This window comes from Rhodanobacter sp. FW510-R10, from assembly GCF_058781105.1.
Genome location: NZ_JBYSWL010000001.1, coordinates 1,417,283 through 1,431,739 on the forward strand (window position 1 = coordinate 1,417,283; position 14,457 = coordinate 1,431,739).

11 protein-coding genes are annotated in these 14,457 nt (G+C 67.0%); 5 read left to right on the top strand and 6 right to left on the bottom strand.

The genetic code is table 11. The annotated features are described in order from the left end of the window. Positions 1-50 precede the first annotated feature (50 nt). Positions 51-956, bottom strand: coding sequence for a LysR substrate-binding domain-containing protein (locus AC3WJB_RS05960; RefSeq protein ID WP_492679652.1), 906 nt, complete (start codon positions 954-956; stop codon positions 51-53). Between the two features lie 205 nt (positions 957-1,161). Here AC3WJB_RS05960 and prmC point away from each other — a divergent pair, with 205 nt between their 5' ends. Beyond that, a complete protein-coding gene (prmC, locus tag AC3WJB_RS05965; protein ID WP_492679654.1) occupies positions 1,162-1,992 on the top strand; it encodes a peptide chain release factor N(5)-glutamine methyltransferase in 831 nt (276 codons plus the stop codon). 28 nt (positions 1,993-2,020) lie between these two features. Here prmC and dxs read toward each other — a convergent pair whose 3' ends face one another. The 3 genes from dxs to AC3WJB_RS05980 form a co-directional block, all read right to left on the bottom strand. Further along, positions 2,021-3,913 carry a 1-deoxy-D-xylulose-5-phosphate synthase gene (dxs, locus tag AC3WJB_RS05970; RefSeq protein WP_492679656.1) on the bottom strand — a complete coding sequence of 631 codons (1,893 nt, stop codon included), beginning with the start codon at positions 3,911-3,913 and terminating at the stop codon, positions 2,021-2,023. Positions 3,914-3,983: 70 nt separating this feature from the next. Next, positions 3,984-4,583, bottom strand: a complete 600-nt coding sequence (locus tag AC3WJB_RS05975; protein WP_492679658.1) for an HNH endonuclease — start codon at positions 4,581-4,583, stop codon at positions 3,984-3,986. Between the two features lie 140 nt (positions 4,584-4,723). Continuing rightward, complete coding sequence (locus AC3WJB_RS05980) at positions 4,724-5,536, bottom strand: thioesterase family protein (RefSeq protein ID WP_492679660.1); 813 nt, start codon at positions 5,534-5,536, stop codon at positions 4,724-4,726. Positions 5,537-5,752: 216 nt separating this feature from the next. Here AC3WJB_RS05980 and AC3WJB_RS05985 point away from each other — a divergent pair, with 216 nt between their 5' ends. Further along, positions 5,753-6,544, top strand: a complete 792-nt coding sequence (locus AC3WJB_RS05985) for a SapC family protein (RefSeq protein WP_492679662.1) — start codon at positions 5,753-5,755, stop codon at positions 6,542-6,544. A 22-nt stretch (positions 6,545-6,566) separates the two neighbouring features. Here AC3WJB_RS05985 and AC3WJB_RS05990 read toward each other — a convergent pair whose 3' ends face one another. Together AC3WJB_RS05990 and AC3WJB_RS05995 are read right to left on the bottom strand one after the other, a co-directional pair. Then, entirely contained in the window at positions 6,567-8,018 is a 1,452-nt protein-coding gene (locus AC3WJB_RS05990; RefSeq protein WP_492679664.1) for a sensor histidine kinase, read from the bottom strand. Position 8,019: 1 nt separating this feature from the next. Further along, on the bottom strand, positions 8,020-8,685 hold the full coding sequence (locus AC3WJB_RS05995) for a response regulator transcription factor (protein WP_492679666.1): 666 nt from the start codon (positions 8,683-8,685) through the stop codon (positions 8,020-8,022). Between the two features lie 202 nt (positions 8,686-8,887). On the opposite strand from AC3WJB_RS05995, the gene AC3WJB_RS06000 reads away from it, so the two are divergent. From AC3WJB_RS06000 to AC3WJB_RS06010, 3 genes are read left to right on the top strand one after another with little or no spacing between them, the layout of a single operon-like run. Continuing rightward, the gene (locus AC3WJB_RS06000; protein ID WP_492679668.1) at positions 8,888-10,222 is read left to right on the top strand and encodes a TolC family protein; all 1,335 of its coding nucleotides are present in this window, start codon (positions 8,888-8,890) and stop codon (positions 10,220-10,222) included. Continuing rightward, positions 10,219-11,361 (top strand): efflux RND transporter periplasmic adaptor subunit, encoded by a 1,143-nt coding sequence (locus AC3WJB_RS06005; RefSeq protein WP_492679670.1) that lies wholly within the window; start codon positions 10,219-10,221, stop codon positions 11,359-11,361. Before AC3WJB_RS06000 ends, AC3WJB_RS06005 begins: the two co-directional genes overlap by 4 nt. Continuing rightward, positions 11,358-14,435: an efflux RND transporter permease subunit gene (locus AC3WJB_RS06010; protein WP_492679672.1), complete on the top strand. Its 3,078-nt coding sequence runs from the start codon at positions 11,358-11,360 to the stop codon at positions 14,433-14,435. The genes AC3WJB_RS06005 and AC3WJB_RS06010 overlap by 4 nt, the downstream gene beginning before the upstream one ends. The last annotated feature ends 22 nt before the right edge of the window (positions 14,436-14,457 follow it).

Here is a 14,457-nt window from a genome sequence, read left to right on the forward strand (position 1 = left end):
GGGAATGGAGCGACAAGGCGGTAGCGAACGTGATGCCACCTCGTTTTCCTTCACGGGGTCAGCAAGCCTGCTGGCAAGTCCCGGAATGTCTCTACCAGGCCGCGCAGCACAGTGTGCGCGGCGGTACTCTTGCGCCATAGCATGGCGATGCGCCGGCTCGGCGGGCGCTTGCCGGCAAAGGCGACGAGCTGCACGTTTGGCGTCTGCACCATCGGCGGCTTGCCGGCCAGGACCGGCAACAAGGTGATGCCTACGCCGGCAGCAACCATCTGCCGCAAGGTCTCCAGGCTGGTGGCGCGAAAATCGTTCTTCTCCCCGGCGCCGGCCAGATGGCATACCTCCAGCGCCTGGTCCCGCAGGCAGTGCCCCTCCTCAAGCAAGAGCAGGCTCTGTCCGACCAGGTCGTTCAGACGCAGCGAGTCGCGCTTGGCCAGCGGATGATCTTGCGGCGCAGCCAGCACGAACGGCTCCTCGAACAGGAACTCCACATGCAGGCTCTCGTCGTGCACCGGCAACGCGACGACACAGGCGTCGAGCCGGCCTTCCCGCAGGCGACGTAGCACCTCCTCGGTCTTCTCTTCCACCAGGAGCAATTCCAGGCGGGGAAAGCGCCGGTGGATCGTTGGCACCACGTGAGGCAGCAGATACGGGGCGAGGGTGGGAATGATGCCAAGTCGCAGCGTACCCGACTCGGGGTCGAGCGAGCGATGGGCGATGCTGCGGATCTGCTCCACTTCGTTGAGCGCGGTATGCGCCCGGGCCACGATCTCGCGCCCGACCTCGGTCAGCAACACCTTGCGCGGCGTACGTTCGACCAGGGCCACGCCTAACTCGTCTTCCAGTTTGCGGATTTGGGTCGACAGCGTCGGCTGGCTGACGAAGCACGCCTTGGCCGCGCGCCCAAAATGCCGGTATTCGGCCAGGGCCACGAGGTAATGCAGGTCACGCAGGTTCATGGGCTGCCATCCGTCTTGCGTACTGGCCTCGGGCCGCTGCCGGGGTTTGCCGGCCCTGCCGAGGCGACACACCAAGGTACCGCGAATGCCGGGCCAATCTCCACGTGCAGGCACCAGGCATGGTCGGCTGCGCAGTCGCCTGGCACGGCGGCATCATGGACGCTCGATGACGTGATGCGAGGCGAGGTCGCCTACACTGCCGGCAATGACGACGATCCGGGAATACTGGCTGGCAGTCGCAGCCCGCGGCATCGACCGCTACGACGCCGACCTGCTGCTCGGGCATGTGCTCGGGCGTGGGCGCGGCTGGCTGCTCGCGCATGCCGATGACGTGCTGGACGCCGAGGCCGAGGCGGCGTTTGTCGCGCTCATCGAGCGCCGCCAGGCCGGCGAACCGGTGGCCTACCTGCTCGGTCACTGGGGTTTCTGGTCGCTGGAACTGGAGGTGTCGACGGCCACCTTGATCCCGCGCGTCGAGACTGAACTGCTGGTGGAACTGGCCTTGCGCCGGCTGCCTGAGCCCGGAAATCCCATCCGGGTTGCCGACCTGGGCACGGGCAGCGGCGCCGTCGCACTCGCGCTGGCGCACGAGCGGCCCGATGCGCATGTCACCGCGCTCGACCGGAGTGCCGATGCCCTGGCCGTGGCGCAGCGCAACCTGCGCCGGCTCCAGCTGGGCAACGTCGATCTGGTTCGTAGTGACTGGCTGGCGTCCTTGTTGGCGGATCGCTTCGACTTGATCGTCGCCAACCCGCCCTACATCGAGGCGGGCGACGCGCACCTGCAGCGTGGCGACCTGCGCTTCGAGCCGCCGGCCGCGCTGGTTTCGGGCAGCGATGGGTTGGATGCGATCCGCGCCATCACCAGTACGGCTGGGGCCTGCCTCAAGCCCGGCGGCTGGCTGCTGTTCGAGCACGGCATGGCGCAGGGGCCGGCAGCGTGGGAGCTGTTGTCCGCGGCCGGCTACACCGAGATCGCCACGGTGCAGGACCTGGAGCGCCGTGACCGTGTCTCCCTGGGGCGCAAGCCCGCGTAGCCAGTCGCCGATGTGCCGGCTACGGCCCTCAGCCTACGTCGGCGACATCGCCGTGCGAGAGCTGGGGAAACCGCTCGGCAATGGCCTGGCGTATGCCGGGCAAATCCAACCCGGCCATGCTCAACACCTCGTTGCGCGTGCCATGCTCGAGGAAGACGTCTGGAAGGCCGAGGTGCAATATCGGCAGGGCGATGCCGAGCGCGGCGAGGCACTCGGCCACCGCCGAACCGGCGCCGCCAGCGACGGCATTGTCCTCGAGCGTGACGAACGCTTCGTGGGTTTTCGCCAGCGCCTGCAGCAGCGTCGCGTCCAGCGGCTTGACGAAGCGCATGTTGACCAGGGTCGCATCCAGCTCCGCGGCAATCTCGGCGGCCGTTGGCAGCATGGCGCCAAAACTCAGGATGGCGAGCGTATGGCCGCGCCGGCGCAGCTCCGCCTTGCCGATCGGCAGGGTGTCGAGTGTGGCGTGTACCGCCACCCCGGGACCGGTGCCGCGCGGATAGCGCACTGCGGCCGGGCCGTGGTGGCGGAACGCGGTGCTCAGCAGCATGCGGCACTCGTTCTCGTCGGCCGGCGCCATGACCAGCATGTTCGGCAGGCTGCGCAGGTAGGAGAGGTCGAAGCTGCCGCAATGGGTCGGGCCGTCCGGACCGACCACGCCGGCGCGGTCGATGGCGAAGGTGACGTCAAGGTTTTGCAGCGCCACGTCGTGGATTACCTGGTCATAGGCGCGCTGCAGGAATGTCGAGTAAATCGCCACCACCGGCTTGGCGCCCTCGCAGGCCATGCCCGCGGCCAGCGTGACCGCGTGCTGTTCGGCGATGCCTACGTCGAAGTAGCGCTGCGGATATTCCTGCGAGAAGCGCACCAGTCCGGAGCCTTCGCGCATGGCCGGGGTGATACCCATCAGTTGCGTGTCGGCAGCCGCCATGTCGCACAGCCAGTCGCCGAACACGTCGGTGTAGGTGGGGGCGCGCGCCGCGGGCTTCTTCACCACGCCGGCGTCCGGATTGAACGGCCCTACGGCGTGATAGGCGATCTGCGCGTGTTCGGCCGGCGCGTAGCCCTTGCCCTTGGTGGTGACGACGTGCAATAGCTGCGGGCCAGGCAGATCCTTCACCGTGCGCAGCGCCTGCAGCAGCTGTGGCAGGTTGTGGCCATCGATTGGCCCGGTGTAATGGAAACCCAACTCCTCGAACAAGGTGCTGGGCACGAACAGGCCCTTGGCATGCTCTTCCCAACGCTTGAACAGGCGGCCAAACAAGGAGTGTTTGGGGATCGCGCGCTTGGCCTGCTCGCGCAGCGCGTTCAAGTGCCGGTTCGCCATGGCCCGCGCCATCATCTTGGCCAAGGCGCCGACGTTCTTGCTGATCGACATGCCGTTGTCGTTGAACACCACCAGCATGTTCGGGTCGATGTCGCCGCCGTGGTTCAGCGCCTCGAACGCGATGCCGGCGGTCATGGCGCCATCGCCGATCACGGCCACGACCTTGCGTGGGTCCCCGCGGCGCTGAGCTGCAATGGCCATGCCCAGGGCCGCGGAAATGGAGGTTGAGGAATGGCCGACGCCAAAGGTGTCGTATGGACTCTCGTCGCGCCGCGGGAACGGAGCCAGCCCACCCTTCTTCTTGATCGTGGTGATCTGCTCGCGGCGGCCGGTGAGGATCTTGTGCGGGTAGCACTGATGGCCCACGTCCCACACCAGGCGATCAGCCGGCGTGTCGAACACGCGGTGCAGCGCCACGGTGAGCTCGACCACGCCGAGGCCGGCGCCGAAATGTCCACCCGAGCTCGCCACCGATTCGATCAGGTACGCGCGCAGCTCGTCGGCCACGACGGGCAATTCGGCGTCAGGCAGGCGGCGCAGGTCGGCTGGGCTGTCGATCAGTGCCAGATGGGGGTAGAGGACGGGGTCGGTCATCGCGGTATTGTTGGTTGCAACGTCGGCCCGGGCAAGCGTGGAAATGTGAACTTCGTGGCCGGCCGCCGGATCAGGCGGCAGCACGTTGCCGGTCGCGGGGCAGGCGGCTGACCAGAAACTCCATCTGGTCGGCCAGGATGTTGCGGTTGGACAGGATCAGGTGCTCCACCCAGCTTGGCCGGTAGGGTATGGCCAGCAGCGGCATGTGCGCTTCCTGCGGGGTGCGGTTGCTCTTGCGCAGGTTGCAGCCCAGGCAGGCGCTGACCACGTTCTGCCATTCGTCGCGGCCGCCCTTGGACACTGGCAGTACATGGTCGCGGGTGAGTTCGCTGCGGGCGAACTGGTTGCCGCAGTACAGGCACATGAGGCGGTCGCGGGCAAACAGCGCGGTGTTGCTGAGCGTCGGCGACGGATCGATCGCCAGGTCGCGGCAGCGTCCGGTGCTGGCGATGATCGGGTGCAGGCGCAGGAGGCTCTGCGTGCCATGCAACCGGTTGAACCCACCGCGTACCAGCAGGCACGGATCGCCCAGCGTCCAGGCCACGGCATCGCGCACGTACAGGCACACTGCATCCTGCCAGCTGATCCAGTCCAGGACGTGGCCGGCGGCGTCCAGGGACAGCACCCGGGTCGCGTTCAAACTTGCAGGATGAAGGACATCGATCGACATGGGTTTCGGTTCTCGGCACCCGTACCAACCTTTGCAGCATAGTGAATAAAGGGGACGTGGCAAATTAAGCCGCGAAAACGTTCCGGGCCTGCGGGGACCACGGCAGCTTAATTTGCCACGTCCCCCTTGGCCACGTCCTGTTATTTAACACGCACAGTAAGGCTTTGTGCGGCGGTGCCGACCGGCCCGAGCCCGTCGCTGAGGACGGACAGGGTTTCGCCGAGGCCGCTCGGGCCGAAGCTGACGCGGGTGTCAAGACCGACCCAGCCCGCTTCCGGTTGGCGGATGAAGTGGACGGTGAGGTCGACGTTGGCGAAGAACACCTCGCCGGGCGGCTCACGCACGGCAAGTCCATTGGCGGTGTCGACCAACTTCAGGAAGCCGGCGACCGGTGGATCGTTTTCGCCGGCGACCAGCGGGTAGCGCGTGCGAATCCAACTGCGGCCATGTCCGGGCCGCGCGTCGGCGGAACGCCGCGCTTCCAGCGAGGCGACGAAGCCGCCGTCCCAGATTGCCGACATGGTCAGGGCAGGCATCGTCCCGGGCAACGGCAGCGCAGACCATTCGACGCCTTGCACCGGCGTGGTATCCGTGCCGACGAGGCGCCAGATGCGCGCCCGGACGCTCGTGCGCTCGCCGTGCCGCATGCAGGCCTCGACCAGCTCGATGGTACGGCCCGGGCGGATGACCTGCGTCTCGATGGTGAACTCGCCGGACTCGATGACGCCGAGCACGTCGACGGAAACGCGGGACACCAGCTTGTCACTCGGCAAGCGGCGTTCCACCTCGGCCAGCAAGAGCCCGGAAGCCGGCGCCAGGTGCTGCTCGCCAGGCTGCCAGGCACCCTGGGAGTGCAGGGTGGAGATGAAGCGGTGTTCACTGCGGCGCACGTAGAACGCATCCGGGCAGGCTGCACCGGCCTGGCCGAGATGGCGGTTTTCTGCAACAGTCATGCGCAGAGTCTAACGACCGATAAAGGGGACGTGGCAAATTAAGCCGCCCGGCGCCCTCGCAAGCCCGGGACTTTCCTGTAGCTTGATTTGCCGTCTCCCCTTTATCCCCCGTCCCCTTTATCCCCTGATATAGTCACGTGCTGACATAGACCCGACGCCGGGTTTTGGAGGGGCGCCACGTCGGCGGCCCCGGTCTGGCGGGGTAGAGGTAAAGACGTGGCCGAAGTCATTTTCTACGAACATCCGGTGCCGCTCAATCGCAGCGAGCACAAGGATCTGCGCCTGCGTGGCACGGGCAACGTGAAGTTTGCCATGAACACGCATTCGGTACCGCTGACCGGTGCCGAGTTCCCGCTTGCCGCGCGCGACCTGTTGATCGTGTTTGGCGGCAATGCGGTCGAAGAGGCCGGCCCGATCGCGCTGCTTGGCCTGCGGCAGAACGAGAACCTGTTCATCGATGCCGATGGCCAGTGGGAAGCGAACGCGTACATTCCGGCCTTCGTGCGGCGTTACCCGTTCGTGCTGGCAGAGAAGCCCGCGAACGCCGATGGCACGCCGCAGAGCGAGGATCTCACGGTGTTCCTCGACGACAAGTACGAAGGGTTTGGCCAGGTCGATGGCGATCGCCTGTTCAACGAGGATGGCAGCGACGGCGAGCTGCTGACCAACGCGGTGAAGTTCCTTGGCGAGTTCCAGCAAAACATCGAGCGCACGCGCTGGTTCATGCGCCAGCTGGTCGCGCACGACCTGCTGGAGCCACGCAATGTCCACCTGGAGAAGCCGGGCAAGGATGGCGTGGGGCCACGCTCGATCAACCTCAACGGCCTGTTCGTGGTCAACGAGGAAAAGGTGCGCGCGCTGGACGAGAAGACCGCCCTGGAATTCGCCCGCAACGGGGTGTTTGGCTGGATCTACGCCCACCTGCTGTCGCTGTCGAACATCGATCGCCTGACCCAGCGCCTAGAGCGCCGCGAGCAGTCCGAGGCGGCCAACATCAGCACGCAGTGAGCCGGCGTCGACCGCGGGCAGGTCATGGCGGCGCACTTGTGCTGCCTATGCTGGGCGGCCAACTCAGCGTGGCCTGCAGCCGTTGCTGGCCATCGAGCCGGAAGTCCAGGCTGAGCTCGAGCACTTGCGCCGCGGCGCGGGCCAGGGCCAGGCCGAGGCCGGCGTGCGCCGCATGGGGCAGCTGCTTGCGCCAGAAGCGCTGGCCCAGTTTGTCCAGGTCGGCCGCTTCCAGGCCGGGCGCCGCATTGTCGATGCGCACGCCGTCACGCTCCAGGCGCAGCGTGACCACGTCGCCGCGTGGCGCGTAGCTGCAGGCGTTCGCCAGCAGGTTGCCGATGACCACCTCCAGCAAGGCCGGATCGGTGCGCAAGCGGCGTGCCTGCGTAAACTCGCCGCGCAGTTGCACGCCCCGCGTCGTCGCGGCTGCTTTTTGGCGTTGCAACTGGTGTTCCAGCCAGGGACCGAGTGCGAGATCCTGCCAGTCCGGAGCCTCGATGCGCGATTGCAACCTGGTCAGCAGCAGCAGCGCGGTCACCGTGGCCTCGAGCTCGGCGCCGATGCTACCGACTTCGCCAAGCACGTCCGCCAAGCTGCGACCACTCGGATACCGCGTTTCCACTTCGGCCAGCGCGCGCAGTTCGGCCAGGCGGGTGCGGGTTTCGTGTGCCAGCCCGCTGGCAAACTGCCGTTCGTTGGCCAAGCCGGTGTCCATGCGCGCCAGCACGTCGTTGAAGCGCGCCACCAGCGGATCGAGCTCACGTACGCCGGTCAGTGCCAGGCGTTCGCCTGGGGCGACGGGGCCGATTCCGCACATGCGCTCGATCAGCGCCCCCATCGGGCGCAAGCCGTGGCGCACGACGAGCGGCACGGCCACCAGGGCAACGAGCAGGGCCAATGCCGGACTCAGCAGGAGGATCCAGTCGATGGTGGCCAGCAGCTCGTCCATGGCGTGGCGATCCTGGGCAAACAGCAGCATGCACATGCCTTGCGCGTCGGGGCGGGCGATGTTTGTATTCGTCGCCACGGGCGAATCGGCACCGCCACCTGGCTCCGCCGCGGCGGCAAAACCAAATTGCACGAAGACCAGGTGGGTATGCTCGTGGCGTACGGTTTCAAAGCGCGGAGTCCGCGGTGCGTCATCCGACCAGCCCTGCGGGCGGGTCGGCAGGGGCGGGTTGCTGCTTAGCGGCGGAGCGCCGGGGCACTGCACCTGGTAATAGGTCGGGTCGGTGCCGTTGAGCGCGTGGCTCGGCGTCAACACCTGCTCGCGCAGCGGAGCCTGTGCTTCCATCTGGATGGCCGTACGCAAGGTCAAGGCCTGGGTCAACAGGTTTTGCTCGAAACTCCTTTCCATCGCGTGGTCGATGCGCCAATCCATCCATTTGGATCCAGCGCCCAGGACCACCAGGCTGATCAGCACCAGCAGCAGGGTGATCCGCGCCGACAGGGAAGTTGGCCTGGGCAGGCTGCGCATGTCAGGCAATCAGGTAGCCGGCGCCGCGACGATTTTCAATCACCGCCGGCAAGCCGGCCGCATCCAGTTTTCGGCGCAGGCCAAAGACCAGCACCTCCACGCTGCGGTCCGAGGCTTCGGTGTCGCTGCCGGCGGTGCGCTCGAGCAGCTCGAGGCGGCTGAACACGCGGCCGCGATGGCGCAGCAACACGCCGAGCAGGGAAAACTCCCGTGGAGTAAGCGGCAAGGCCTGGCCGTCCACCAGTGCGCTGCGGGCGCGCGGATCCCAGACCAGGTTGCCGTGACGCAGCACTTCGGCCTGGACTTCCTGCGGACGCCGTGCCAGTGCATGCAGGCGTGCCACCAGTTCGTCGAACGCGAAGGGCTTGACCAGGTAATCGTCCGCGCCGGCATCCAGTGCGCCAATACGGTCGGCGACGCGATCCCGGGCCGAGAGCACAAGCACGCGTGGCCGCCGACCGCCGCCTGGCAACTGGCGCAGGACGGCGAGGCCGTCGCGCCGTGGCAACATCAGGTCGAGCACCATGAGATCGTATTCGTAGGCGTCCAGGAAGTTGCCCGCCAGCACGCCGTCGGCGGCGGCATCGACGAGGAAACCGGCGCCTTGCAGGCCGTGCTGCAGGGTCTGGCGTAAACGCTCGGAATCTTCTACCAGCAGCAGTTTCATGGGCGGCGTTGTCTTGTGGGCGGCCCAGTGTCGCGCACCAGAGGCCGCCGATACAGCGTCGACGCAAAAGCAGGACCTAAGCAAGCGCGGCTAAGTTGCCCGCATGTGCCGGCCCTCCACTTACCGCGCCATGCTCCGCAAGCTGGCAGGTCTGGCCGTTTCTACGGCCAGGTCGCCGCGTGGCGTGCGGCTGGTCCTCGCCATGGCAATGACGTCGGCACTGGGCGCGTGCGCCACCTATTCGCCCCTGCCGCTCAGCGGCGCTGCCGGCGTGGCTTCAGTTGGCGAGCTGACCGCACCGGCCGCGGGCATGGCGCTCCCGGGGCTGGCACCGCATCGGTTCGATCCTGCCGACGGACTGGATGTGACCGAGGTCGCCATGCTCGCGGTGGCGAACAGCCCGGCGCTCAAGCTGGCACGGGATGACCTTGGGGTTGTGCGGGCGCAGGCGTTTGCCGCCGGCCTGCTTCCGGATCCGCAGCTGAGTCTGGGCGCGGATTTCCCGCAGCACTCCGGTCCTGGGCTGACTGCCGCGTTCAATCTCGGCATCAGCGAGGATGTCACTGCGCTGCTTACGCGCTCTTCGCGCACAGCCGAAGCGCGCAATCACGTCGAACAGGTCAATCTCGACCTGCTATGGGCGGAATGGCAGACGGTGACGCAGGCGCGCCAGCTGTTCGACCAGGTTGTCTCGCTGCGCGCGCAACAACGTCGACTGCAGGCGGAGGCTGACGCGTTGGCGCCGGTGGATCGCTTTGTGCAAATGGCGTTGCAGCAGGACAACCTCACCTACGACACGGCCAGCGCGGGACTCAATGCTGGCACCGATGTGCGCAAGCGCCTCAGTGACATCGAGGTTCAATTGCATCAGGCCGCGAGCGATCTGCACGTACTGCTTGGGCTGGCGGCCAGCGCCCCGATCGAGCTGGTGGGCAGCGCCGACCCGGTGCACCCCACGCCGGCGCAAATCCAGCAGGCGCTTGCCGACTTGCCGGCGCGAAGGCCGGACCTGCTTGCGCTGCAAGCCGGCTACGCCGCGCAGGACGCCGCCTTGCGTGGCGCCATTCTCGCGCAGTTCCCTGCGCTGACACTGGGCTTCAACACCGCGCGTGACACCAGTGCCATCTACACCAAGGGCTTCAGCATCGGCATCAACCTGCCGTTGTTCAACCACAATCGCGGCAACATCGCGATCGCGCGTGCCACCCGCGTGCAGCTCAAGGATGCCTACGCCGCGCGGGTGCTGACCGACCATAGCGACGTGCAGCGCCTGCAGGCCGACTTGGACACGCTGGATCGCCAGCGCGCGCAGCTCATTGCCCACGTGGGCCAACTCGACGCCGCTGGCCGCTCAGCCGAAACCGCCTGGCGCGCACGACTGCTGGATTGGCCGACGTACCTCGCCGTCCGCAGCAACGTGCTCAGCGCCGATCTCGATTTGCTCGCCTTTCGTCAGCAGCGAGCGAAGACGGTCATTGCGCTGCAGGCGCTGCTGGGCAATACCGACGTTCCCATGACCCGCAAACCGTTGCCATGACCTGCTGCCGCCTGACCTCATGCCTTGGCGCCCTGGCTGCGTTTGGCCTGCTGGCGGCCTGTGGCGGCGGTGCGGATACACCCGCGGCCGCCGAGGACGGCAACACGGTGAGTGTCACCACCGTGTTGCCGCAGCGCCAGACTTTCCACGACACGATCGATGCCGTCGGCACGGCCATGGGCGACCCGCATCGCGCGCGCACGCTGAGCCTCGCCTATGGGGCCCAGATCGTGAGTGTGACCACCAGTGCAGGGCAGCGCGTGGAGCGCGGCCAGCCGCTGCTGACGGTCAGTGCCGATCCGGCCACCCACCAGGCGTATCAGCAGGCACAGGCTGCGCTGGCTCTGGCGCGCGGCGACCTGCAGCGCACCGAAGAGCTCGCGGCGCAGCGTCTGGCCACTCAGTCCCAGGTCGCCGCGGCACGCAAGGGCGTGGCCGATGCACAGGCGGCACTGGATGCCCAGCAAGCGATTGGCGGCAGCGGGGCCAGCCACGTGGTCACGGCACCGACCGCTGGTGTGGTGACGGCGTTGCGTGTGGGCCTGGGCGAGCGCGTGGCGGTGAACGCACCGCTGCTGGACTTCATCCCGGCGCAAGCGCTGGTGGCGCAGCTCGGGGTGCAGCCGCAGGACGGGAGAAAACTGCACGCGGGCCTGCCGGTGCAGTTGAAGGGCGTGTACGCGTCGGGCGGGAGCGTTACAGGCACACTGCGCATGATCGGCCAGTCGATCGATCCGCAGACGCACCTGCTGCCGGCGCAGGTCGAGTTGCCGGCCACTGCCGACGCTACGCTGGTGGCTGGCGCCGCCGTGACGGCACAGATCGATGCCAGCGATTTCCGCGCATGGGCCGTGCCGCGGGATGCCGTGCTGCATGACAACCAGGGCGATTATCTCTTCCAGGTCCACGACGGCCACGCCAAACGCGTCGACGTGACGCTGCGCAGTCCCGATGGCGCGACCGTTGGCGTACAAGGACCAATCGACCCGCGCGCGGCCATCGTGGTGCTGGGCGTCTACGAGCTCAGCGACGGTGACGCAGTCACGGCCAGCCCGTGGAAGACCGGCCCCGGGCGGCCGGCCGCGGCGACGTCGCCGGCCGCCGCGACGCCGACTCCGGCCGGCGGTTCGGCGCAATGAACTTCAGCCTGTGGATGCAGCGACATCGCCGCTCGCTGCTTTTCCTGGCCTGCATGCTGGCGATCGGCGGCATCGCCAGCGCGTTCTTCATGCCGGTGGCGTTGTTTCCCAATGTCGCCTTTCCACGGGTGCAGATGACCATCGATGCGGGCGACCGGCCCGCCGACCAGATGGCGATCGAAGTGACGACGCCGGTTGAGGTTGCCGTGCGCCGGGTACGCGGCGTGCGCGCGGTGAAGTCCATCACCAGTCGTGGCAGCGCGCAGGTCGAGGTGAGCTTCGACTGGGGTTTTGACATGAATGCGGCGCTGCAGGAAATCAACGGCGCCGCCGGCCAGGTGCTCGCGCAGCTGCCCGCCGGCACACAGCTGAGCACGCGGCGCATGGACCCCACCACATTTCCCGAACTGGGCTACAGCCTGCGCTCGCACACGCTCTCGCCGAGCGAGCTGCATGACTTGGCCCAGTATCGGTTGCGGCCGCTGCTCAGCGCCATCACCGGCGTTGCGCACGTCGATGTGCAGGGCGGCGAGATCGCCGAATTCCATGTCGACGTCGATCCGCACAAGTTGCGCGCGCTGGATCTCAGCCTGGCCGATGTCGCGCAGGCGGTGGGCAACGCGGCGACGATCCAGGCGATGGGACGCATGGCGGATCATTACAAACTGTACCTGCTGCTCGCGAACAATCAACCGGCCACGCTCGCAGCCCTGGGCGACATCGTGGTGCACGCGGCGCCGGGTGGCATCGTCCGCCTGAAGGATGTGGCGCGCGTCAGCCTCAGTCACGTGCCGCAGTGGATCCGGGTCAACGCCGACGGTCAGAACGCAGTGCTGCTGCAGGTCTACCAACAGCCCGGCGGCAACAGCGTGCAGATCGCCAGGGACGTGAGGCAAAAGCTCGCCGACTACGCCTCGCAGCTGCCCGCGGGCGTGCACATTGCCAACTGGTACGACCAGACCCAACTGGTGACGGCGGCGGCCGGCAGCGTGCGCGATGCGATCCTGGTCGGGATCGTGCTCGCCGGACTGATCTTGTTTTTGTTCCTGCGCAACAGCCGGGTGATCCTGATTGCCCTGATCGTGGTACCCGCGGTGCTGGCGATCACCGTGCTCCTGTTGTACGTGCTCGGCATGAGCTTCAACATGATGACCCTGGGCGGCATGGCTGCGGCGGTCGGTTTGATCATCGACGACATCATCGTCATGCTGGAACACATCATGCGCCGCGTCGGCGACGGCAGCGGCGTCATCCATGAGCGCGTCGCCGGCGCGGCGTGGGAATTCACCCGGCCGCTGACCGGTTCCAGTGCCGCGACCGTCATCATCTTCCTGCCGTTGGCGTTCCTGACCGGCGTCACCGGCGCGTTCTTCAAGGCGCTGTCGCTGACCATGGCGAGCGCGTTGATCGTCTCTTACCTGCTCACCTGGGTCGCCGTGCCGCTGCTCGCCGAGCGGTTCCTGGACAAGCAGCATCTGGCCGAGCCCGAGCAGGGCCGCTTCACCCGTCGCCTGATGGCCGGTTACCAGGACGCACTGGGTCGCGGGCTGCAGCGGCCATGGCTGGTGTTGGTGGTCATCGTCCCGCTGCTTGCGCTCGGCGGCCTGGCTTATACGCAGGTTGGTTCTGGCTTCATGCCGAGGATGGACGAGGGCGGTTTCATCCTCGACTACCTGTCGCCGCCGGGCACCTCGCTGGAGGAAACCGACCGCCTGCTGCGCCAGGTTGAAACCATCATTCGCGCCAATCCCTACGTCGACACCTATTCGCGGCGCACTGGCCTGCAACTGGGCGGTGGCTTGACCGAGGCGAACAGTGGCGACTTCTTCGTGCGCCTGAAGGACGGCTCGCGTCCCTCGACCGAACAGGTCATGGAATCGGTACGCAGCCAGGTGGAAAGGCAGGTGCCGGGCCTGGATGTCGACGTGGCGCAACTGATGGAAGACTTGATCGGCGACCTGGTCGCGGTGCCGCAGCCCATCGATGTACAACTCTCCGGCGCCGGCGCCGCCACCTTGAACGCCACCGCGAAAAAGGTCGCCGCGAGGATCGCCAAGATCGATGGCGTGGTCAGCGTGCTCGATGGCATCAACCCGGCCGGCGATGCGTTGACGATCAAGGTGGATGCCACGCGGGCTGCACTCGAGGGGCTTGATCCGGTGAGCGTCGTTGCCCAAGTGGCCGGGGCGGTCGATGGCACGGTCGCCGCCAGCATGCCCGAAGGCGACAAGGTGGTCGGGGTGCGCGTGCGGCTGCCGGAGCGCGCGCATCAGCGCATCGAGCAGATCCAGCAGTTGCTGATCCGCGCGCCCGATGGCCATGTCCTGCCGCTGTCGCGGGTGGCCAGCATCACGCAGGTGCAGGGCCAACCGGAGATCACGCGAATTGACCTCAAGCGCACGGTTTCGGTGACTGGCCGCCTCAGCGGCCGCAGCCTGGGTGCGGCCGTCGCCGACGTGAAAAAGGCGATGAACACGGCGGGACTGTTGCCCAGAGGCGTGGTCTATCAGTTGGGGGGCACCTATCAGCAGCAGCAGCAGGCGTTTCGCGGGCTCATGCTCGTGATGGTGGCGGCGATCGCGCTGGTGTTCACCCTGCTGCTGTTCCTGTACGAGAGTTTCCGCGTCGCCATCACAATCATGGCGATGCCACTGCTGGCGATTCCCGCGGTGTTCGTGGGCCTGTGGGTGACCGGCATCGAGCTCAACATCTCGGCGATGATGGGCATGACGATGATCGTGGGCATCGTCACCGAGCTGGCGATCTTTTATTTCTCCGAGTTCCAGGAGGCGGAAAAGGAACACGATCTGCACGCTGCCTTGCATGCCGCGGGCGAACACCGCAGCCGTCCCATCCTGATGTCCACGCTGGCGGCGATCCTGACCCTGCTGCCGCTGGCGCTGGCGATTGGCCAGGGCTCGCAGATGCAGCAGCCGCTGGCCATCGCGATCATCTCGGGCATGCTGGCGCAGTTGCCACTGGTGTTGCTGGTGATGCCGGTGTTGTATGCCTTGCTGCGCCGACGCTCGGCCGCTTCCGGACGTCCATCGTCCACGCTGCCAGCACACGACTGATTCCATGCGCCGGCGCATCGAG

Excerpts from the sequence above, each read along its gene's own strand:
- AC3WJB_RS05960 (WP_492679652.1), bottom strand. The coding sequence starts at position 956 with ATGAACCTGCGTGACCTGCATTACCTCGTGGCCCTGGCCGAATACCGG.
- prmC (WP_492679654.1), top strand. The coding sequence starts at position 1,162 with ATGACGACGATCCGGGAATACTGGCTGGCAGTCGCAGCCCGCGGCATC.
- dxs (WP_492679656.1), bottom strand. The coding sequence starts at position 3,913 with ATGACCGACCCCGTCCTCTACCCCCATCTGGCACTGATCGACAGCCCA.
- AC3WJB_RS05975 (WP_492679658.1), bottom strand. The coding sequence starts at position 4,583 with ATGTCGATCGATGTCCTTCATCCTGCAAGTTTGAACGCGACCCGGGTG.
- AC3WJB_RS05980 (WP_492679660.1), bottom strand. The coding sequence starts at position 5,536 with ATGACTGTTGCAGAAAACCGCCATCTCGGCCAGGCCGGTGCAGCCTGC.
- AC3WJB_RS05990 (WP_492679664.1), bottom strand. The coding sequence starts at position 8,018 with ATGCGCAGCCTGCCCAGGCCAACTTCCCTGTCGGCGCGGATCACCCTG.
- AC3WJB_RS05995 (WP_492679666.1), bottom strand. The coding sequence starts at position 8,685 with ATGAAACTGCTGCTGGTAGAAGATTCCGAGCGTTTACGCCAGACCCTG.
- AC3WJB_RS06000 (WP_492679668.1), top strand. The coding sequence starts at position 8,888 with ATGGCAATGACGTCGGCACTGGGCGCGTGCGCCACCTATTCGCCCCTG.
- AC3WJB_RS06005 (WP_492679670.1), top strand. The coding sequence starts at position 10,219 with ATGACCTGCTGCCGCCTGACCTCATGCCTTGGCGCCCTGGCTGCGTTT.
- AC3WJB_RS06010 (WP_492679672.1), top strand. The coding sequence starts at position 11,358 with ATGAACTTCAGCCTGTGGATGCAGCGACATCGCCGCTCGCTGCTTTTC.